At 70.4% G+C, this 19374-nt stretch carries 20 protein-coding genes; 9 read left to right on the top strand and 11 right to left on the bottom strand.

Going from position 1 to position 19374, the window contains the following annotated elements; all coding sequences use genetic code 11:
• Positions 1–3 precede the first annotated feature (3 nt).
• Genes ACFVV1_RS13360 through ACFVV1_RS13350 form a run of 3 tightly spaced genes read right to left on the bottom strand, consistent with a single transcriptional unit; the run spans position 4 to position 2443 of the window.
• Complete coding sequence (locus ACFVV1_RS13360) at positions 4–1146, bottom strand: acyl-CoA dehydrogenase family protein (RefSeq protein ID WP_389989006.1); 1143 nt, start codon at positions 1144–1146, stop codon at positions 4–6.
• Positions 1146–1301: a hypothetical protein gene (locus ACFVV1_RS13355; protein WP_389989005.1), complete on the bottom strand. Its 156-nt coding sequence runs from the start codon at positions 1299–1301 to the stop codon at positions 1146–1148. The genes ACFVV1_RS13360 and ACFVV1_RS13355 overlap by 1 nt, the downstream gene beginning before the upstream one ends.
• Positions 1301–2443 (bottom strand): CaiB/BaiF CoA transferase family protein, encoded by a 1143-nt coding sequence (locus ACFVV1_RS13350; RefSeq protein WP_389989083.1) that lies wholly within the window; start codon positions 2441–2443, stop codon positions 1301–1303. Before ACFVV1_RS13350 ends, ACFVV1_RS13355 begins: the two co-directional genes overlap by 1 nt.
• Before the next feature lie 202 nt (positions 2444–2645).
• Between ACFVV1_RS13350 and ACFVV1_RS13345 the strand changes: the two genes are divergently transcribed.
• Positions 2646–3836, top strand: a complete 1191-nt coding sequence (locus ACFVV1_RS13345) for a saccharopine dehydrogenase family protein (protein ID WP_389989003.1) — start codon at positions 2646–2648, stop codon at positions 3834–3836.
• A gap of 144 nt (positions 3837–3980) precedes the next feature.
• On the opposite strand, the gene ACFVV1_RS13340 is transcribed toward ACFVV1_RS13345, so the two are convergent.
• Positions 3981–4574, bottom strand: coding sequence for a hypothetical protein (locus tag ACFVV1_RS13340; protein WP_389989001.1), 594 nt, complete (start codon positions 4572–4574; stop codon positions 3981–3983).
• Positions 4575–4831: 257 nt separating this feature from the next.
• On the opposite strand from ACFVV1_RS13340, the gene ACFVV1_RS13335 reads away from it, so the two are divergent.
• Positions 4832–5845, top strand: a complete 1014-nt coding sequence (locus ACFVV1_RS13335) for a peptidoglycan-binding protein (RefSeq protein ID WP_389988999.1) — start codon at positions 4832–4834, stop codon at positions 5843–5845.
• Between the two features lie 50 nt (positions 5846–5895).
• Here ACFVV1_RS13335 and mmpA read toward each other — a convergent pair whose 3' ends face one another.
• Entirely contained in the window at positions 5896–6039 is a 144-nt protein-coding gene (gene mmpA / locus ACFVV1_RS13330) for a morphogenic membrane protein MmpA (RefSeq protein WP_389988997.1), read from the bottom strand.
• 61 nt (positions 6040–6100) lie between these two features.
• Positions 6101–6778: an endonuclease V gene (locus ACFVV1_RS13325; RefSeq protein WP_389988995.1), complete on the bottom strand. Its 678-nt coding sequence runs from the start codon at positions 6776–6778 to the stop codon at positions 6101–6103.
• A 161-nt stretch (positions 6779–6939) separates the two neighbouring features.
• On the opposite strand from ACFVV1_RS13325, the gene ACFVV1_RS13320 reads away from it, so the two are divergent.
• Complete coding sequence (locus tag ACFVV1_RS13320) at positions 6940–7245, top strand: YciI family protein (RefSeq protein ID WP_389988993.1); 306 nt, start codon at positions 6940–6942, stop codon at positions 7243–7245.
• A gap of 86 nt (positions 7246–7331) precedes the next feature.
• Here ACFVV1_RS13320 and ACFVV1_RS13315 read toward each other — a convergent pair whose 3' ends face one another.
• A complete protein-coding gene (locus ACFVV1_RS13315; RefSeq protein ID WP_389988991.1) occupies positions 7332–7988 on the bottom strand; it encodes a hypothetical protein in 657 nt (218 codons plus the stop codon).
• 47 nt (positions 7989–8035) lie between these two features.
• Between ACFVV1_RS13315 and ACFVV1_RS13310 the strand changes: the two genes are divergently transcribed.
• The 4 genes from ACFVV1_RS13310 (at position 8036) to ACFVV1_RS13295 (ending at position 13211) form a co-directional block, all read left to right on the top strand.
• Positions 8036–8422: a DUF2795 domain-containing protein gene (locus ACFVV1_RS13310; RefSeq protein ID WP_389988989.1), complete on the top strand. Its 387-nt coding sequence runs from the start codon at positions 8036–8038 to the stop codon at positions 8420–8422.
• A gap of 352 nt (positions 8423–8774) precedes the next feature.
• A complete protein-coding gene (locus ACFVV1_RS13305; protein WP_389988987.1) occupies positions 8775–9191 on the top strand; it encodes an SsgA family sporulation/cell division regulator in 417 nt (138 codons plus the stop codon).
• A gap of 534 nt (positions 9192–9725) precedes the next feature.
• Positions 9726–12020, top strand: coding sequence for an ATP-binding cassette domain-containing protein (locus tag ACFVV1_RS13300; RefSeq protein WP_389988985.1), 2295 nt, complete (start codon positions 9726–9728; stop codon positions 12018–12020).
• A 216-nt stretch (positions 12021–12236) separates the two neighbouring features.
• A complete protein-coding gene (locus ACFVV1_RS13295) occupies positions 12237–13211 on the top strand; it encodes an acyl-ACP desaturase (RefSeq protein WP_389988983.1) in 975 nt (324 codons plus the stop codon).
• A gap of 164 nt (positions 13212–13375) precedes the next feature.
• On the opposite strand, the gene ACFVV1_RS13290 is transcribed toward ACFVV1_RS13295, so the two are convergent.
• From ACFVV1_RS13290 to ACFVV1_RS13280, 3 genes are all read right to left on the bottom strand, one after another.
• Positions 13376–13876 carry a tetratricopeptide repeat protein gene (locus ACFVV1_RS13290; protein ID WP_389988980.1) on the bottom strand — a complete coding sequence of 167 codons (501 nt, stop codon included), beginning with the start codon at positions 13874–13876 and terminating at the stop codon, positions 13376–13378.
• Positions 13877–13987: 111 nt separating this feature from the next.
• Positions 13988–14242: a WhiB family transcriptional regulator gene (locus ACFVV1_RS13285; protein WP_266355898.1), complete on the bottom strand. Its 255-nt coding sequence runs from the start codon at positions 14240–14242 to the stop codon at positions 13988–13990.
• Between the two features lie 73 nt (positions 14243–14315).
• A complete protein-coding gene (locus ACFVV1_RS13280) occupies positions 14316–15131 on the bottom strand; it encodes a VOC family protein (protein ID WP_389988978.1) in 816 nt (271 codons plus the stop codon).
• 423 nt (positions 15132–15554) lie between these two features.
• Here ACFVV1_RS13280 and ACFVV1_RS13275 point away from each other — a divergent pair, with 423 nt between their 5' ends.
• Both ACFVV1_RS13275 and ACFVV1_RS13270 read left to right on the top strand, forming a co-directional pair.
• Positions 15555–15731, top strand: coding sequence for a hypothetical protein (locus ACFVV1_RS13275; RefSeq protein WP_389988976.1), 177 nt, complete (start codon positions 15555–15557; stop codon positions 15729–15731).
• 97 nt (positions 15732–15828) lie between these two features.
• Complete coding sequence (locus ACFVV1_RS13270) at positions 15829–18042, top strand: DEAD/DEAH box helicase (protein WP_389988974.1); 2214 nt, start codon at positions 15829–15831, stop codon at positions 18040–18042.
• Between the two features lie 4 nt (positions 18043–18046).
• On the opposite strand, the gene ACFVV1_RS13265 is transcribed toward ACFVV1_RS13270, so the two are convergent.
• A complete protein-coding gene (locus ACFVV1_RS13265; protein ID WP_389988972.1) occupies positions 18047–19216 on the bottom strand; it encodes a multicopper oxidase domain-containing protein in 1170 nt (389 codons plus the stop codon).
• Between the last annotated feature and the right edge of the window lie 158 nt (positions 19217–19374).

The following is a 19374-nucleotide window of genomic DNA, read 5'->3' as shown; positions in this document are numbered from 1 at the left end:
GGGTCAGGCGAGCAGCGAGCGGCCGATGATCTCCTTCATGATCTCGGTCGTGCCACCGTAGATGGTCTGGATACGGCCGTCGGTGAACGCCTTGGCGACCGGATACTCCGTCATGTAGCCGTAGCCGCCGTGGAGTTGGAGGCATCGGTCGGCGACGCGCTTCTGCAGTTCGGTGGCCCACCACTTGGCCATCGAGGCGTGCACGGCGTCGAGCGTTCCGTCGGAGTGGTCGACGATGCAGCGGTCGATGAAGGTGCGGGTGACGGTGCACTCGGTGGCCATCTCGGCGATCTCGAACCGGATGTGCTGGAGCTTGGAGAGCGGCCGCCCGAAGGCCTCGCGCTCCTTGACGTACCGCGTGGTGATCTCCAGCAGATGTTCGGCGGCGGCGATTCCGGCGACCGCTATACCCATCCGTTCCTGCGCCAGATTGGTCATCAGATGGACGAAGGCGCCGTCGCGCTCGCCGAGCAGGTTCTCCTTCGGGACCCGGACGTCGTTGAAGAACAACTCGGCGGTGTCCTGGGACTTCTGGCCGATCTTGTCGAGGTTGCGGCCGCGCTCGAAGCCCTCCGCGCCGCGTTCGACGACGATCAGGGAGAGCCCTTTCGCACCTCCCTCCGGGGTGGTCCTGGCGACCACGACCACGAGGTCGGCGAGGATTCCGTTGGAGATGAAGGTCTTGGACCCGTTGAGCAGCCAGTGGTCGCCCTTGTCCTCGGCGGTCGTGCGGATGCCCTGGAGGTCGGAGCCGGCGCCGGGTTCGGTCATCGCGATGGCGGTGATGACCTCGCCGCTGCAGAAGCCGGGCAGCCAGCGCCGCTTCTGCTCCTCGGTGCCGAGGCCGGTGAGGTAGGGGCCGATGACGTCGTTGTGCAGCCCGAGCGCGAGTCCGGGGGCACCGGCCCGGGTGAACTCCTCGGCGAGGACGGCGCTGTAACGGAAGTCGGCGTTGCCGCCGCCTCCGTACTCCTCGGGCACCGCGAGACCGAGCAGCCCCTGCCTGCCGGCCGCGAGCCACGCCTCGCGGGAGACGATGCCGTCCTTCTCCCACTGCTCGTAGTGCGGGAGGACCTCCTTGGTGAGGAAGGTGCGGACGGTCGCGCGGAACGCTTCGTGCTCTTCGGTGTAGATCTGCCGCTGCACTACGGGGCCTCCTGGAGCCGGTTCTTGACAGTGGGGATCGGCCGGCCCGGTTCGGGGCCGGCCGGGACGGCGTCGGGCATCGTCACGCCGGCCTCGCGGCAGGCCTCGATGCGGTCGTCCGCGTCACCCTCGGGGCGCGGCAGGGACAGTCCCATCAGCCGGTGGCGTCCTTCCGCGGCCTTGTGATGCCGGGTACGTCCCAGTCGGCGGCGACGGCCTCGGTGTCCGCGCCGGGCCGCGCGGGCCCGCTGCGTACGGAGACGGGGGTGACGGAGAAGCGGGGTGCGGGGGCGGGCTGGGTGAGTCCGCCGTGCTCGACGAAGGTGGAGCGGGCGGCGATGTGCGGATGGTGAGGCGCCTCACGGAGCGAGAGGACGGGGGCCACGCAGGCGTCCGTGCCCTCGAACACCTCGGTCCATTCCGCGCGCGTACGGGTCCTGAACCGGTCGGCGACGAGCGTGCGCAACTCCTCCCAGCGGGTGATGTCCCGCCGGTCCGGGGCTTCTTCCTCGATGCCGAGGAGCGCGCTGAACTCGTCGTAGAACCGCTGCTCCAGCGGGCCGACCGCCATGTACTGGCCGTCGGCGGTCTCGTACGAACCGTAGAACGGGCAGCCGCCGTCCAGGAGGTTGGAGCCGCGCCGGTCCTGCCAGCCGCCCGCCGCCAGCATTCCGTGGATCATCGTGGCGAGGTGGGCGGCGCCGTCGACGATCGCCGCGTCCACGACCTGGCCCCGGCCGCCGGGGGTGCGGGCGTGCTGGAGGGCGGCGAGGACGCCGACGACGAGATAGAGCGAGCCGCCCGCGTAGTCGCCGACCAGATTGGCCGGGACGGTGGGCGGCTCCCCGGGCTTGCCGATCATGGAAAGGGTGCCGGTGAGGGCGATGTAGGCGATGTCGTGGCCGGCTCGTTCGGCGAGCGGTCCGTCCTGGCCCCAGCCGGTCATCCGTCCGTAGACGAGCCGCGGGTTACGGGCGAGGGCGGCCTCGGGGCCGACGCCGAGGCGTTCGGCGACGCCCGGCCGGTAGCCCTCGATCAGGATGTCGGCGCGCTCGGCCAGATCGAGCACCCGGGCGGCCCCGTCCTCGGCCTTGAGGTCGATGAGCACGGAACGTTTGTTGCGGTTGGTGAGGTCGTACGCGGGGTCGATACCGAGCCCCGAGCCGCCCGGCCGGTCGACCCTGACGACATCGGCGCCGAGGTCCGCGAGGAGCATCGCGGCGAACGGGCCGGGTCCGATGCCTGCCAGTTCGACCACGCGCACGCCTGCCAGCGGGCCGTGCCCTGTCGTTGCCATCAAGCCCCCAACGGTATGACACAACTGATGTAACAGTGATGATGCTAAGAACGCACCGCGCTCCGCAACCCCTTTGGCCGAGCAAGCGCTTAGCACCTTCTCCGGGATCCTCCCCCACGATCGCCGCCCGGCCGCACACCGCCACGAACCCCTCCGCTAACCTCTGCCTGCCATATCGGCGCCGGCCCCTGCGGAGGCACTCGTGAACAGGCAGAACGGGGCACAACGCCCCTATGACATGGTCCTCTTCGGTGCCACCGGTTTCGTGGGCGCCCTCACCGCCGAATATCTTGCCGCCCACGCGCCCACCGGCTGCCGCTGGGCCGTGGCCGGACGCAACCGGGCCAAACTGGAACAGCTGCGCGAACGCCTCACCGCGATCGACCCGCGCTGCGCGGATCTCCCGCTGCTGCGTGCCGACGCCGACGACGCGCACGCGCTGCGCGAACTCGCCGAATCCACCCATGTGGTGGCGACGACGGTGGGCCCCTACGTCTGGTACGGCGAGCAGCTGGTCGCGGCCTGCGCCGAGGCCGGGACGGACTACGCGGACCTCACCGGCGAGGCGGAGTTCGTGGACCGGATGTATCTGGAGCACGACGCGCGGGCCCGCGAGACCGGGGCGCGGCTCGTGCACGCCTGCGGATTCGACTCCGTACCGCACGACCTCGGGGTGTACTTCACCGTCCGGCAGCTGCCGCAGGACGTGCCGCTGAGCATCGACGGGTTCGTCCACAGCAACGCCGTCTTCTCCGGCGGTACGTTCGCCTCCGCGCTCACCGCGATGGGCCGCGGCCCTCGGATGCTGCGCGCCGCGCGGGAACGCCGCCTGCATGAGCCCCGTCTGGTGGCCCGCCGCGTCCGCGCCCCGCTCGGCGCCCCGCATTTCAGTACGGAGACCGGTACCTGGGCGCTGCCGCTGCCCACGCTGGACCCGCGGATCGTCGAGCGTTCGGCGCGGGTGCTCGCCCGGTACGGCCCCGACTTCCGCTACCGCCACTTCGCCTCGGTGCGGCATCTGCCCGTGGCACTGGGCGGCACGGCCGCGATGGGCGCTCTTCTGGGTGCCGCGCAGGTACCGGCCGCGCGGTCCTGGCTGATGGACCGGTACGAGCCGGGCGAGGGCCCGGACGCGGAGCGCCGGGGGCGCAGCTGGTTCACCGTGCGTTTCGTCGGCGAGGGCGGCGGGCGGCGGGTCTTCACCGAGGTGTCGGGCGGCGACCCCGGTTACGACGAAACGGCGAAGATGCTGGCCGAGTCCGCGCTCTGCCTCGCCCTGGACGAGCTGCCGGCGGCATCGGGGCAGGTCACCACGGCCGTCGCGATGGGTGACGCGCTCCTGGAGCGGCTGCGCGCGGCGGGACTGCGTTTCCGGGTCGCGGCGACGCGCTGAGCGGACGGGGCCGCCGGGCGTCCGGGCGTCCGGGCGCCCGGCAGTACGGGCGTGCGGTGAGGCGTACGGCGTGCTGTCGGCGTGGCGGTGCCGGCCGCCCCGGGCGGGGTGGCCGGCACCTGTCATTTCCCCTACGGGTCGGGGTCAGCGGGACCAGCCGCAGTGCACGTGCCGGCTGTGTCCGGCGTTGCCCGGGCCGAGGACCTCCGGCGCACCGAGCTTCTTGCACGCCGCCATGAGCTGCTTGTGCGGGGCGCCGCTGCCGACGTGGCGGCCGTTGATGTGCGTGATGTCGAAGGCGATTCCCGCGTAGTGCCGGGAGTTGCCGCTGTGGTCGCCGCCGACGATCTCGGAGACGGAGAGGCGGTAGCCGTACTGGGTACTCAGCTTCAGCAGACCGTTCAGCATCCGGGGGTCGAGGGCGACCCGCCGGTTGGGCTTGTCGCCCCACGGGCTGGTGAGCGCCCCCTTGCCGTTCGCCGTGTCGATGATGTTCTGCCGGGCCGTCGACCCGGCGTGCTTGCCGCCCGGGTGGACGGTGGCCAGGGTGATCTGCTTCCGCGCCAGAATCTGCTTGGCCGGAACCGCCCGGTTGCCGCCGGACGGGGTGTCGCTCAGCAGGGCCGAGGGCGGCGCGGCCAGGACGGTCGGAGCGATCACCCCCAGCGTGACCAGGGCGGCTCCCACGACGGTGCCGGTCAGGGCGACGCGCACTCGTACGGGTGATGTCTGAGGCATATTCAGATCTCCTTGTTCCTCGGCTGAGAAGACCGCGTCCATCCCCGTCCACCGCGAATGCGCAGGCAGGAGCACCCCCTCGAAGGGGTGGGAACGGGGTGGGTTCGCGTGGCCCGACGGGCCTGCCGCTCCTCAACTGTGCAGCACGGAACGGGACTTTCACTACGCTCTGCGTCCCGCAGGTCGATGCCCTTATGCACTTCCACGATGCACGGTTCTGACCTGCGAATATGCACACAGCAAGTCCGGGAGGAACGATGACGGGCAGCACCGTGGCAGGCCACGAGGAGCATCCGGGGCGAGCACTCGCCGAGTTACTGAGGAACTGGTGGGAGTCGTCCGCGCGCGACGGCCGCGAGAAGCCCACTCAGCAGTCCCTCGCCAAGCGGCTGGGGGTCGATCAGACCACCCTGTCGCGTTACCTGAATCCCGCTCACGCCTCCACCGCTCCGCGCAGGACTGTCGAGCGGTTGCATGCGGTGCTGCGGGCACCGGCCGATGACCTGGTCCGGGCGTGCGCCCTGGCCGACGCCGCGGCCGGAGCCTCGACGGCCCGGAAACGCCCGGCACCCACGCCGCCGCCCGTGACCGCAGAACCTGCCGGGTCCGAAGCACCTGCCGGGTCCGAAGCACCTGCCGGATCCGCCGGACCCGCCACGGAGCGGAACGCGGAGCGGAATTCCAGGGCCCGTTGGCGGGACCGCTCCCCCATCGCGTTCCCGGCCCTGGCCGTCTCGGCGTTTCTCGTCCTCGTCCTCGGCTGCCTCGCGTGGTGGGTGGCTCCGACCACGGGACAGAGCGATGCGAAGGCCACCGCGAAGGTGTCGGACCGTCCCTCGCAGGACACGGAATGGCCGTTGGCGCGCAAGGGCAATGTGCTCTGGAAGGCCCGTGTCGTGCAGCTTCTGCTCCGGGCGAACGGCTTCGACGTGAAGGTCGACGCGGACTACGGACCGGCCACGGCGGAGGCGGTGAAGAAGTTCCAGGCCGCTCATGGCCTGACGCCCGACGGCAAGGTCGGGAAGGACACCTGGCGACTGCTGATCACGACGATCGACTCGCGGACGCCGAAGTCCGAGGCCATCACGGCCGTGCAGTACCTGCTTCACCACGCGGGGGTGCCGACCGACAGCACCGGCACGTACACTCCTTCGACCATGCGGTCACTGAAGGAGTTCCAGGCCTCCCGGAAACTGCCCGTGACGGGCATCGGGGATGAGGACACCTGGCGCGCCCTGCTCAACGCCCAGGGCCCGGACCAGCACAAGTAGCGTCGGCGGCGGGGCGGCGCACGCTCTCGGGTCGGAGTGGTCCCGGCGGGTCAGAGCGCCCAGGCCACCAGCGTGCAGATCATCGAGACGACCCAGGCCGCTCCCGCGAGAATGCCGAGCGTCATCCCCACCGCGACCCGGCGCTGGGCGAGGTAGACGGTTCCGGGTCGCGTGGATGTTCGGTGTTCGTTCATGTGTACCAGTCTGCCCGTCTTGATCGGCGGGCGTTATCCGTACGCATACTCAGGCGATCGCTCAGGCGGTCGCTTCCCGCAGGGCCTGGCGGCAGAGTGCGTCGGCCCTGCGGGTGGTCTCCGGCTGACGGAAATCACGGGCCAGCAGCAGAGTGTGGGCGCAGGCGTTGTCCAGGCCGGTCCGGTGTCCGACGGAGACGAAGACCGGCTTGACGCCATCCTGGGTACGCAGTGCCCGGCCCACCTCCTCCTCGCCGTCGAGCAGCGGCGACCAGTCGCCCCGGCGGGGGCCCGGTTGCTCGTACGAGAAGGTGAACGGGTTCTTGGCGACGCCGATCACCGGGAGTCCGGTGAGCACTCCGAGGTGGCTGGCGAGACCGAAGCGGCGCGGGTGCGCCAGGCCGTATCCGTCACAGATCACCAGTCCGGGGTCGACCGGCAGCGACTCCAGCGCGGCCAGCACGGTCGGGATCTCCCGGAAGGCGAGGAGGCCGGGGATGTACGGGAAGCTGATCCGGCCGACGGCGGTGGTCTCGGCGACCACGTCGAGCGTCGCCTCGTCCAGGACGACGGCTGCCGCCACGACGACATCGCGCTCGTCGTCGTAGGCGACATCGACCCCGGTGACCCGGCCGGTGCCGGGCGGCGGGCCGGGTTCGTCGAGCACCACACGGGAGCGCAAGGCGTCCTGAACGGCTCGGGCTTCGGCCTCGTCGGCAGGCATCGGGAGCGTTGTCATAGTGCCGTCAAGTCTAGGCAACGGGTACGACAGCCGACTCGGCGACGGGGGACGGTTGCGGTGACGGCTGCGGACGGTTGCGGTGACGGCTGCAGGCACGGCGGCGGGCCTGCCGGATACTGCCCGGGGTCGGCTCGCCCCCGTCCCGTAGCCTGGCGATCATGTTCGTACTCGAATTGACCTACACCGCCCCCGTCGAGCGCGTCGACGCGCTGCTGCAGGACCATGTCGCCTGGCTGGACGCGCAATACGCGGCCGGGGTGTTCATCGCGTCGGGCCGTAAGGATCCGCGCGACGGTGGCGTGATCCTTGCCGTCGGGGACGACCGTGCGCAGATCGAGCGGATCGTGGCGCAGGATCCGTTCACGGAGCAGGGCGTGTGCGCGTACCGGATCACGGAGTTCATCGCGACGAAGACCTCGGACGAACTCGCCCCGTACCGCGAGCAGTTGCCCGCGCAGCGATAGCGAATAACCGGCCCCGCTCCTCGATCGGCTGCCGGGCTCTCGGCGCCGCCCCCCATGGGTCCGGTCAGCAACGTCCGCTCTCCCGCTCATGTTCGTCCCAGACGATCCCGAGGGACCAGCGGCAGCAGCGCTCGCATCGCCTCCTCGGGGTCGGGGACGGAGATCGCGAGCCGGCTGAACGGTGCACTCCTGCGCAGTTCCACGCACAGCACCGGCCTGCCGGCCCGTACCCACACGAAGTCCTGTCCCTCCTGAAGGAGGCGGATACCCGCGCACAGCCGTGCGGGAATCCAGGTGCCCCGACCGCACCCACCGCGAAGCGCCCGCCACCAGTCGGGCTCGAGATACAGCCGGCGCAGCGCCGACACCGGAACCCGCACATCGCGGTGGCGTGCCGCCACCTTCTCGCGCCAGGTCAGGCGCACGACGATATCGGTGCCCTGCACCACCACCCGCGCCATGTCCTCTCCTTCGATGTCGCGGTGCGCCTGAGGCAGCCGCCGGGTGCGGATTCCTTCTACGTTCACCGTTGGATACCTGCTGCAACTGTCCCGGGTCTCGGCGGAGTCCGCCTCCGGGAATACCTGCGCAGTCCGGGTCTTCGCCGCTGGACAGCCGTATTCGTTCGGGTTTCGATGGATATCTGCCGTATTCGTTGAGCGGCCCTGCGAAGAGCGGCGGCCGGGTTCCTGGTCGCGCGTCGGCGCATGGCGCTCCCGCGGCAGATCCGGGCGGGTGCGCACCCGCCCGACAAGGAGGTGTTCCCACCATGGAGCGAGGAAGCAGCCGTGTGAGCCCCCATGAGGACGACCAGCGGAAGCACGAACTGCTGGGCTTCCTGCGGTCCGGCCACAACACCCGCACGAACGAGGCGTACGACCCCGAGCCGCCCGCCGACGACGACGTGCGCGTGGACCCGGGCGGCCCCGTCCCGCCACCCGGTGAAGAACGGGAACGGGCGCGCGCCGAGACCGCGGCCGAGGAACTCAGAGCTGAACTCGCGCGTCGCCTGAGCCGCACGGCCTTCCCGGCGGACCGCACGTCCCTCGTGCGGACTCTCTCCGGGGCGTACGCTCCGGACACGCTGGTGGACGCGGTGCGAGAACTTCCCGCGGACGACCGGTATGCGAACGCCGGAGAGATCGCCAGGGCGCTGGGATACCGGCCACGCGTCTAGGGTCTTTCGTCTGGATCAGGCCGGATCAGGGAGCGGCCCGCCGCGCAGCGGCTGATGTCACCGCGGTGCCGTGCATCGCAAGGCGGAGGAAAGAGCCGGATGGGGTCTCCCCTGCTCGGGCAGGGCCGAGAGCCTGGGGAAGACCGACGACAACGCGGCGAGGCGCGGTGCCGGGGCACGCGAGCCCGGCCTGATCCGAACGGTGCACCGGCGCGCAGCGGGCACACGGCCGGTGCGGTGGCGTGCGGTGATACAGCTCACGCCACCGACCGGTGCACGGATGAGGGAATTCCGTCGTCTCCATCAGTGCCGGAAACCGTTCATCTGGCCGAGATGAGATAGGGAGCAGGTCTTGTCCACCGTTATCGAGCAGTCCGTGCAAGCCCGCATGGTCGCGTCCGCACCGCGGATGGAGACCCTTCCTGCCACCCTGATGTACGACCGGAGGGATCCGTTCGCCGTGCGCATGGCGTTCCCCGCGACGGCAACCCTGGAGGGAACCGATGTGTCCTGGGAGTTCTCCCGCGAACTGCTCGTTGCGGGTGTGGACGGAGCCGCCGGTGTCGGCGACGTACGCATCAGGCCGTTCGGATACGACCGTACGGTCCTGGAGTTCCATGCCACCGAGGGAATCGCGATGGTGCATGTCCGGACCGCGGAGCTGCGCCGCTTTCTGGAGCGGACGCAGGAACTTGTACCGGCCGGCGACGAGCACCGGTTCCTGGATCTCGACCGGAGCCTGACCGATCTGTTCGGCGGGACCTGCTGACCGGGCGTGTTGAAGGGGGCGTTTTCGTGGCGGCATCACGGCCACGTGACATCACCGCCGGGGAGGGATGTCCGGGCCTGTGAGCGTCGGGGGACGATCGGTGCGGGGGCATCTGTGGAGCAGTGCCCAGGTCCTGCAGCCGCCGGACGAGGTCAGCGCGGGGGTCGGTCCCCGGTCCCCGCCGTGCGAATCGACCGCGGCTGCCAGCAACCACATGCCCAGTCGACGACCAGGGCAAGGCGTACATCGACTCCACCACGGACACGGCACCAATGTCAGTGACTCCGTGGAGGCACTGCGGGCACTGATCCCCGCGGTGAAGTCCGGCGCGGCCGACCACCTGCTCCGACCGTCCGGCCCGACCGGGCCCCGCACCCCGCACCCCGCGCCTCCGCACCGCGTCCGCTCCGGGTCCGCTCCGGGTCCGCCGACCGCTCCGAGCGCTCCGCGGGCGGGGGCCGGCCCGCCCCGGCCCGGCCCGGCCCCGGAAAATCCAGACAGAGGCTGTCCGGTATCGCGGATAGCTTCGGCCGCATGGATCGGAAATCGGACCGGAACATCGTCATCACCGGGGCACGCGCGAACAATCTGCGCGATGTCTCCCTCACTGTCCCCAAGGGGCGGATCACCGTCTTCACCGGAGTCTCCGGGTCTGGCAAGTCGTCGATCGTCTTCGACACCATCGCCGTGGAATCGCAGCGGCAGCTGAACGAGACCTTCACCTGGTTCGTCCGCAACCGGCTGCCGAAGTACGAGCGGCCCCATGCCGACTCCATCGACGACCTCTCGGTGGCGATCGTCGTGGATCAGAAGCCGCTCGGCGGCAACGCCCGCTCCACCGTCGGCACGATGACCGACATCTGGTCGGTGATCCGGGTGCTGTTCTCGCGGTACGGGACGCCGAGTGCGGGCCCGGCGACCGCGTATTCGTTCAACGACCCCGGCGGAATGTGCCGGGAGTGCGACGGTGTGGGGCGCACGGTCCACCTCGACATCGAGCGGGCGATCGACGTCACGAAGTCGCTCAACGAGGGCGCGCTGTTGTTGCCGGGCCTGTCCGTGGGCAGCTGGGAGTGGCAGCTGTACGCCGGTTCGGGGCGCTTCGACAACGACAAGCCGCTCGCGGATTTCACCGCGGATGAGCTTCACCTCCTGCTGCACGGAAGTGGGTTCACCGTACGGCTGGAGCTGAAGTCGGCCTCGGCCGACATGCGGTTCGAGGGGATCGCCGAACGGTTCACCCGGCTCTTCCTGAAGCGGGACACCGAGGCACTCTCGGAGCGGCGGCGGGAGGCCGCCCGGCGCTTCACGACCGAGTCGGTGTGCGCGTCCTGCGACGGTGCCCGGCTGAACACGGCCGCGCTCGCCACCCGTGTCGACGGTCTCTCGGTGGCCGACTACGGGCGGATGGAGGTGGCCGATCTGGTGGGGGTTCTGGGCAGGATCGACGATCCGGTGGCCGGTCCGATCGCCTCGGCCGCCCGCGAACGGCTGGAGCGCCTGGTGGGCATCGGCCTCGGCTATCTCAGCCTGGACCGGGAGACCACCACGCTGTCGGGCGGCGAGGGGCAGCGACTCAAGATGGTCCGGCACCTGGGCAGTTCGCTGACCGGCCTGACGTTCATCTTCGACGAGCCGAGCGTGGGCCTGCATCCGCGCGATGTCAGCAGGCTGAACGATCTCCTGGTACGGCTGCGCGACCGCGGCAACACCGTCATCGTCGTCGAGCACGACCCGGATGTGATGGCTGTCGCGGATCACATCGTCGACATGGGCCCGGGGGCGGGCACGGAGGGCGGACACGTCGTGTTCGAGGGCCCGGTGGACCGGTTGCGCGGGGCGGACACCCTCACCGGCCGGTGTCTGCGCCGCCGTACGCCGCTCAAGGAGTCCGTTCGCTCGCCCACCGGGCGACTGCCGGTGACCGGCGCCGCACTGCACAACCTCAAGGGCGTGGACGTGGCGTTTCCCGAGGGCGTGCTGACGGTGGTGACCGGGGTGGCGGGATCCGGCAAGTCGACACTGGTCTCCCGGGTGTTCACAGCGGCGTACCCGGACGCGGTGGTCGTCGACCAGGGAGCGATCACCGCGTCGTCCCGCTCCACCCCGGCCTCGTACCTCGGCGCACTGGACGCCATCCGCAAGATCTTCGCCCGGGAGAACGGCGTCGAGCCCGGCCTGTTCAGCTTCAACTCGTCGGGGGCGTGCGGGCACTGCCAGGGGCGCGGCATCATTTTCACGGATCTCGCGTTCATGGACCCGGTGACCACCACGTGTCAGGGGTGCGAGGGACGGCGGTTCCACGACGACGTGCTGAAGCATCGGGTCGGCGGCGCGTCCATCGTCGACGTACTGGAGATGACCGCCGCCCGGGCGGCCGGAATCTTCGACGACCGGGCACTGCTGCGGAAGCTGCACACGCTCGACGAGGTCGGTCTGACGTATCTGACGCTCGGCCGGCCGCTCAGCACGCTCTCCGGTGGCGAGCGCCAGCGCATCAAGCTCGCCACACAGTTGCACCGGACGGGCAGTGTGTACGTGCTGGACGAGCCGACGACCGGACTGCACATGGCGGACACCGGCACGCTCGTCGATCTGCTCGACCGGCTGGTCGACGGGGGCAACAGCGTGATCTGCGTGGAGCACAACCTCGATGTGCTCAAGCGCGCGGACTGGGTGATCGACCTCGGCCCCGAGGGCGGCAGAAACGGCGGCGAACTGGTCTTCGAGGGAACCCCTGCGGCACTGCTCGGTCATCGCACCTCGTTCACGGCCGAGTATCTGCGCCGGGATCTCGGCCTGGAGCGGCGCCCCGGCGACGGGGCGTGACAGCGCCGCGACCCCGTATCGGTGGATCCGAGGAAGTCGCGAACACCCCGGCAGTCGGGCGGACCGCCAGTCCCCGCACCCCCTCGACCTGCGTACATAACGTTACGTAATCGGGCATCCCGGGGGCCGGCTTGGCGGTGGCCTTACCGCCGCTTTAACCTACGGTCTCGTAACCTACGTATCCGTAGGTACTTCTCCCGTCCCCAGGAGTCCCCCGTGACGATCACCGCTCCCCACCTCGGCAGTCCGAAGGCTTGGACCGACGCCCAGCTGCTGTACGCACTGGAAGAGGTGGTGGAGAAGGAGCTCAACCGCCATCTCAAGGTCGCCAAGGACTGGATGCCCCACGAGTACGTGCCGTTCTCCGACGGGCGGAACTTCCCGGGGATCTTCGAGGACGGTGAGGCCTGGCAGGCCGACCAGTCCAAGGTCACCGACATCGGCAAGATCGCGCTGGTCGTGAATCTGCTGACGGAGGACAATCTCCCCAGCTACCACCACGAGATCGCCTCCCTCTTCGGCCGTGACGGCGCCTGGGGCACCTGGGTGCACCGCTGGACCGCGGAGGAGGGCCGGCACGGCATCGTGATGCGCGACTACCTGCTCACCTCGCGCGCCGTCGACCCGGACAAGCTGGAGCAGTTCCGGATGGCGCACATGGCGGAGGGCTTCGAGTCCGACAACCGTCACTCGATGCTGCACTCCGTGGCGTACGTCGCCTTCCAGGAGCTGGCCACCCGCGTCTCGCACCGCAACACCGGCCACCAGTCGGGCGACCCGGTCTGCGACCGCATGCTGGCGCGCATCGCGACCGACGAGAACCTGCACATGGTCTTCTACCGCAATCTCCTCGGTGCGGCCTTCGAGCTCGCCCCGGACCTGACGATGCAGGCCGTGCGCGATGTCGTCGTCAACTTCCGGATGCCCGGTCACGGCATGCCGGGCTTCGAGCGGGCCGCCGCGCAGATGGCGATCGGCGAGATCTACAACATGCGCATCCACCACGACGACGTGATCCAGCCCGTGCTGCGCTATCTCAAGGTCCTCGACATCGACGGCCTGGGCCCCGACGGCCTGAAGGCCCAGGACGAACTGGGCCTGTACATGGGCGGTCTGGACAGCGAGGCGTCGAAGTTCGACGAGAAGCTCGCCGCCCGCAAGGCGCGGGTGGCCGCGCGCGCCCGGGCCTGACGTCCACACGGTCGTCGCCGGCCGCCGGACGGGCCACCGCTCCGCAAGCCTGTCCGGCGGCCCGGGGCCTGTCCCGCGGCCGGAAGGGTGCCTCCGGCCGCGGCCCTGTCCAGCGCCCCAGGGGCTGCGCGGGGCGGCCGAGGGCCGGGCGCCGTGCGCCCGGGTCACATCGTTTCGTGCAGGTCCCGGGCGTAGTGCTCGATCGCCGCACGGTACTGCCGCACCTGCGGGTCCTCGCTGGTGGCGGCGAGCAGTCCCAGCAGCAACTGCGTCGACTCATGGTGCTCGCCGGTGTTGAAGAGGGCCATGGCGAGAAACGTTCGCAGCGCCCCGTCGTCGGGAAACCGCTCGACGCCGCCGCGCAGCACCTCGACGGCTCTCTCGTACTGTCCGAGCACCCGATGGGTGCTCCCGAGGCCGAGCAGCGCGCCCCGGTGGTCCTCCTCCGACAGCCCCGTCCCGTCGAGACAGCGTTCGTAGAACGGCACGGCCTCGGCTTCCAGCCCGAGCACATCATGGACCCAGGCGGTCTGGTAGGCGACTTCCGCGTCCGTGGGGAAGGCAGCGGAGAGGGCGAGCAGTCGCTGTCGGGCCTCCTCGGGACGGCCTTCGGTGCGCAGCCGCACGGCCGTAGCGAGCAGGGTGTCTCTGTCGTGATCAATCATGCGGACATTGTCCCTGGTCAACGGGCCCGTCCGGCTGCGTCGGCGCCGCCCGCACGACGGGGCTGCGGCCCTGTTCCGGACGGGCCTCGGCGTTGCACGGGCGGGGTGTGTTCAGGCCCGCTCGCGACCGGTTCTGCGCAGTCGGTCCCGCTCCTTCTCCGAGAGGCCACCCCATACGCCGAACCGTTCGTCGTTGGCAAGGGCGTACTCCAGGCAGGCTTCGCGCCCCTCGCAGGCGTTGCAGAGCTGCTTGGCCTCACGTGTGGAGCTGCCGGGGGCGGGAAAGAAGAATTCGGGCCCCGCCTGTGCGCACAGCGCTGTCTCCTGCCAGGCGAGCGCGGGGTCGGCCGCGGTGTTGATCAGCATGGCACCCACGGTGCCCGGTCGCGATAAACGACTGATCAACGCTCCATCAATGCGGCGCGCCGATGGCTTCCGGTCAACTCTCCGGAGTCTGCGTCTGCGCCGGCTTCGCACTCTTGATCAGGGCGAATTCCGCGCCGTCCGGATCGGCTGCGTCGGCGAACTTGCCCACGCCTTCCATCTCCATCGGCTCCAGGGTCAGTTTGCCACCCAGCCGCTCCACCTCCGCGACGGCCGCGTCGCAGTCGTCGACCTCGAAGTAGGGCAGCCAGTGCGGTCCGGCGACCGCCCTGGTCGCAACGGCGTCGAGCGGAACCAGACCGCCGAAGCTCGCCTCCTCACCACCGCCCCTGGTCCGGATCACCGTGTAGGACCCGCCGCCTCCCGGGTACGGCGCCAGGGCGGTCTCCCAGCCGAACACGGTGCCGTAGAACGCGGCGGCCGCCGGGACGTCCGGGGTGTACAGCTCGGCCCAGCACAGGGAGCCCGCGACGCCCACGACACCGAGGCCCGGATTCTCCTTCGGCTGCCAGACACCGAAGAACGCCCCCGCCCGGTCCTTGAATCCGGCCATCGTGCCGAAATCCAGGACGTCCATCGGGGCGAACGGCACACTGCCGCCGGCCTGCTCCACGGCCTTCGCCGTGGCGTGGGCATCCGGCGAGTGGAAGTACACCGACCAGGACGGCTCCGCCTGCTCCGCGGTGACCGTCAGCACGCCCCCGGCCGTCTTCCCGTCCAGCATGAACATGCCGTAGCCGCCGGTCTCCGGGCCGCCGGCCAGATACTCCCAGCCGAAGAGGCCGGTGTAGAACGCGATGGCCCCGTCGAGGTCGGGCGTGCCCAGATCGATCCAGTTGGGCGCTCCGGTGACAAAACGGGTGGTGAGCATGGCGAGCTCCTTCGACGAGGCCCGTTCTCGCGGTGCAGGCACGTCTTCCCTGACGTTCCGAGTCTCGCACCGGCCACTGACAGCCGCAGCCCACGCGTCGATCCTTGCCGGTGGTTCGGTCACCGTTCCTGGCCAGTGTGCATGAGTGAGTCCTGGACCCGCCGATGTGTACTGGGCGCATCCCGAACGGTGTTGGGTGCACTCGGTCCCCGCTTTCTCTTCCCGTTCGGCGGCACGCCTCCAGGGGCGTTGTCCGTTGCGGGTGGGCGAGTTCCGTCACGCCCCCGTGCACCTGGCCCGGCCCGGACGGTCCGATGCCCCGCACGATCTTCCCCAAGCTCTCAACTCCGTTCGAGCAGGGGAGACCCCATCCCGGACCGGGTGGCCGAGGGCGCGTCGTCCGATCGCGATACCGGCGGCATCATGACGGGACATTCTGCGGTGCGGGGTGGCCAGCGCTTCGCCCTCGCGGTCCGGGCCACGCCGTCCGTGATCACGGACGCGCGCACCGAGTGGTTCCTGTCGCAGGCCCGCTCCTGCGCGCGGGCCCTGGAGGTGCTGCTGCTCTCCCCGGCGGAACGCCGACCGCCCACACCCTGAGCCGAAGGCTCTGTCGGCGCCGCGTGGCACGATATGAATCGCCCGGGGCAGGTGCCGGGCAGGACGGCAGCCGGGCTGCGCGGACAGAGGGACGTACATGACAGAGGCCGGACCGACGGAGGCCGGGGCGCCCACGGGAAGGGCCGCCCGGGAGCTGCTGGCGCAGGCCGAGCGGCTGCTGGACTTGGCACGCGCGGTGCTGACCGATCACGCCCGCGCCGTCGATGCCGTGCACACCGCGCTGACGCCGCTGCTCGACTCCCTCATCCGTCGCGAACTGTCGGCCATCCCGGTCTCCAGGCTCAAGGACGTCACCGAGGGCCGACTGCGGCTGGGCGCGGTCGAGCAGGCCGGCTTCGCGACCGTCGGCCAGGTTCATGCGGCGAACCGTTACGAGCTCCGCCAGATCCCCGGCGTCGGCGCACAGACGGCCGACCAGGCGCTGGCCGCGGCCGGCCAGATCGCCCACGCGGTACGGGACACGGTCGCGGTGCGGATAGACGTGGACACCCCGGACGACTCCACGACCGCGCTGGTCACCGCCCTGCACCGGCTGGTCGAGGCCGGTCCCGACGTCCGCCGGGCGGTGGATGCGGCGGGCCGGCTCGTCGGGCGTCTCGATCCGTTGCTGGCCGCGGCGGGACCGGCGCGGAGGCGGCTGCGCATGTGGTTCACCCGGCGCCGGGCCCGTGCCCAGGCACGGGAGGCCGTCACCTCGGTACGGGCCGCGGTCGACGAGGCGGCCGCGCGCGAGCTTCCGCTGCTGTTCGGTCAGGTGTCCGTCGATCTGCTGCGGGCCCCGGATTCGGACGTCGCGGCGTGGGTCGACTTCGAGCTGCGGTCCGCCGAGTACTACAGCCTGCTCGCCGAGATGTCGGGCACCGGCCCCGACCGGGACGCCGCCGAGGGGTTCCTGCCGTCCGGGATCGCGGACCGGGTCCGCGGCCTGCGGCTGGACGACGCCCATCTGCGCGTCTCCCTGCGCGGCTACCAGTCGTTCGGCGCCCGGTTCGCGCTCGCGCAGAAGCGGGTGATCCTCGGTGACGAGATGGGGCTCGGCAAGACCGTCCAGGCCATCGCCGCGCTCGCGCACCTCGCGGCGCGGGGCGAGACGCACTTCCTGGTGGTCTGCCCGGCGAGCGTGCTGATCAACTGGGCGCGCGAGGTCCGTGCCCGCTCGACCCTGCGCGCGCTGCCGGTGCACGGTCCCGAGCGGCAGGGCGCCTTCGCCGAGTGGCGCGAGAGCGGCGGGGTCGCGCTCACCACCTTCGATGCCCTGCACACCCTGCCGGCCGCCCGGGACTGCGGCATGAGGCCCGGCATGCTGGTCGTCGACGAGGCCCACTACGTCAAGAACCCCGAGACGCGCCGCTCCCGGGCGGTGTCCGGCTGGACGCAACGCACCGAGCGGGTGCTGTTCCTGACCGGCACGCCGATGGAGAACCGGGTCGAGGAGTTCCGCAGCCTCGTCCGCCATCTCCAGCCCGAACTGGCCCCCTCGATCCACACCACCCACGGGGCCGCCGGATCGCACGCGTTCCGCAGGGCCGTCGCCCCGGCCTATCTGCGGCGCAATCAGGAGGACGTGCTGACCGAGCTCCCGGCGCTGGTGCAGGTCGACGAGTGGGAGGAGTTCAGCGCCGCCGATCTCGACGCCTACCGCGAGGCGGTGGGCGCCGGGGAGTTCATGCGGATGCGCCGGGCCGCGTACGCCCGGCCCGCCACGTCCGCGAAGCTCAACCGGCTGCGCGAGCTGGTCGCCGAGGCTGCGGAGAACGGCCTGAAGGTCGTCGTGTTCTCGTACTTCCGCGAGGTGCTCGGCACGGTCGAACAGGCCCTGGGGCCGGGGGTGTTCGGTCCGCTCTCGGGGAGTCTCCCGGCCGCCCGGCGCCAGCAGTTGATCGACGGGTTCGGTGCCGTCGACGGCCATGCGGTCCTGTTGAGCCAGATCCAGGCGGGCGGTGTCGGACTGAACATGCAGGCCGCCTCCGTCGTCATCATCTGCGAACCGCAGATCAAGCCGACGATGGAGCATCAGGCGGTGGCCCGCGCCCATCGGATGGGTCAGATACGGACCGTCCAGGTGCACCGGCTCCTCGCGGCCGACAGCGTCGACGAGCGGATGCTCGGCATCCTGGCCCGCAAGGAGCGGCTGTTCGACCTGTACGCACGGCGCAGCGACGTCGCCGAGACGACGCCGGACGCCGTGGATGTGTCGGACGGGGCTCTCGCCCGACGCATCGTCGAGGAGGAACAGCTGCGCCTCGCCACGGGAGCGGCCGGAGTGGCCGCGGCGGTTTCGGAGAGCTGACCCGTCAGGACCTGTGCGCCGCCGGGTCGTGGCCGGCCGCGCCCTTCGCCGCATCGCCGGAAGCGGTCCCGCCGGAAGCCGTCTTGTTCGGAGCCGTCTTGTCTGGAGCCGCCTTGTCCGGAGCCGCCTTGCCGGGAGCCGCCTTGTCCGGAGCCGCCTTGCCGGGAGCGGTGTCGCCCGAAGCCGTCTTGCCCGGGGCGGGCACGTCGTGGTTCGTCTTGGCGTGCGGGTCGTAGCCCGGCACGGTGCCGTCGGCCTTGGCGACCAGGAGCAGCCCGGCCATGCCCATGTCGGAATGACTCTGCACATGGCAGTGGTACATCCAGGCACCCGCTCCCACGTGTTCGCCCGCGATGACCTGGAAGCCGAAGGAGTCCGCCGGGCCGCAGATCTTCGTGTCGATGACGCGGCTCGGGTCGTCCGGGCCGGTGAGCAGCCCGGTCCGGTTGTCCGCCCAGCGATGACCGTGGACGTGGAACGTGTGGTAGGACTCGCCGTGCGTGATCATGACCACTTCGAGCCGGTCCCCCACCGTGGCCCGGAAGTCGGGGGCCTCATGGGCCGCCTTGTTGTTGATCTTCATGTCGTTGAAGACGATCGTGATCGTCTTGTCCGGCAGGATGTCGCCCTTGCGACGGACGATCAACGGACCGTAGAGGCCCTTCCGGATGCCGCCGGTGCCGTGATCCGTACCCACGACATGGTCGTGGTAATGCCAGTAACCCGCGCTGCCCGGCTGCCAGGTGCCGTCCTTGCGGCGGCCCGCCGCATGGGTGCGCCAGGTGTAGGTGCGGGTGTCACCCGGCTCGACGATGCTCTTGTTCATCCGGGTGCCGTCGCTCGCGATGTCGTAGTCGACGCCGTGCGGGTGCAGGCTGACCGGCACATCCATCGTGTTCTCGAACTCGATGTGCAGGGTGTCGCCCTCATTGATCTCGATGAGGGGACCCGGGATCGATGCCTTGCCCATCTCCGGGCCGTATCCCATCTGACCGTCCGCCAGCTTCTCCGCGTACAGCTTGAGATGACGGACGACGCCCCCCGCCGGTGCGGTCTTCGGTGGGGGTTCCGCCGAGCTGGCCTCGATCGCACCGAGGGACAACGATGTCACCCCGGTTGCGGCCGCCATCCCGCCGCCCACCAGGAACCGCCGGTTGAAGCTCCTTCTGTCCATGACGAACTCCCCACTGCACTAAGGATTTACGGAGTTTTACGCACACACCCGGATCGCGGGGACTGCCCGGATCACGGAGACTGCCAGGTCGCGGAGACTGCGGGACTGCGGAGGTTACGGAGGTTACGGCGATCGCGGCGGCTTCGGACGTCACCGAG

The sequence above is a fragment of the Streptomyces sp. NPDC058092 genome, assembly GCF_042884935.1.
Lineage (GTDB): Bacteria > Actinomycetota > Actinomycetes > Streptomycetales > Streptomycetaceae > Streptomyces.
The sequence above is the reverse complement of the archived record's forward strand: the minus strand, read 5'-3'. Positions and strand labels throughout refer to the sequence as shown.

Excerpts from the sequence above, each read along its gene's own strand:
- ACFVV1_RS13355 (WP_389989005.1), bottom strand. The coding sequence starts at position 1,301 with ATGGGACTGTCCCTGCCGCGCCCCGAGGGTGACGCGGACGACCGCATC.
- ACFVV1_RS13350 (WP_389989083.1), bottom strand. The coding sequence starts at position 2,443 with ATGGCAACGACAGGGCACGGCCCGCTGGCAGGCGTGCGCGTGGTCGAA.
- ACFVV1_RS13340 (WP_389989001.1), bottom strand. The coding sequence starts at position 4,574 with ATGCCTCAGACATCACCCGTACGAGTGCGCGTCGCCCTGACCGGCACC.
- ACFVV1_RS13335 (WP_389988999.1), top strand. The coding sequence starts at position 4,832 with ATGACGGGCAGCACCGTGGCAGGCCACGAGGAGCATCCGGGGCGAGCA.
- mmpA (WP_389988997.1), bottom strand. The coding sequence starts at position 6,039 with ATGAACGAACACCGAACATCCACGCGACCCGGAACCGTCTACCTCGCC.
- ACFVV1_RS13325 (WP_389988995.1), bottom strand. The coding sequence starts at position 6,778 with ATGACAACGCTCCCGATGCCTGCCGACGAGGCCGAAGCCCGAGCCGTT.
- ACFVV1_RS13320 (WP_389988993.1), top strand. The coding sequence starts at position 6,940 with ATGTTCGTACTCGAATTGACCTACACCGCCCCCGTCGAGCGCGTCGAC.
- ACFVV1_RS13300 (WP_389988985.1), top strand. The coding sequence starts at position 9,726 with ATGGATCGGAAATCGGACCGGAACATCGTCATCACCGGGGCACGCGCG.
- ACFVV1_RS13290 (WP_389988980.1), bottom strand. The coding sequence starts at position 13,876 with ATGATTGATCACGACAGAGACACCCTGCTCGCTACGGCCGTGCGGCTG.
- ACFVV1_RS13285 (WP_266355898.1), bottom strand. The coding sequence starts at position 14,242 with ATGCTGATCAACACCGCGGCCGACCCCGCGCTCGCCTGGCAGGAGACA.
- ACFVV1_RS13280 (WP_389988978.1), bottom strand. The coding sequence starts at position 15,131 with ATGCTCACCACCCGTTTTGTCACCGGAGCGCCCAACTGGATCGATCTG.
- ACFVV1_RS13275 (WP_389988976.1), top strand. The coding sequence starts at position 15,555 with ATGACGGGACATTCTGCGGTGCGGGGTGGCCAGCGCTTCGCCCTCGCG.
- ACFVV1_RS13270 (WP_389988974.1), top strand. The coding sequence starts at position 15,829 with ATGACAGAGGCCGGACCGACGGAGGCCGGGGCGCCCACGGGAAGGGCC.
- ACFVV1_RS13265 (WP_389988972.1), bottom strand. The coding sequence starts at position 19,216 with ATGGACAGAAGGAGCTTCAACCGGCGGTTCCTGGTGGGCGGCGGGATG.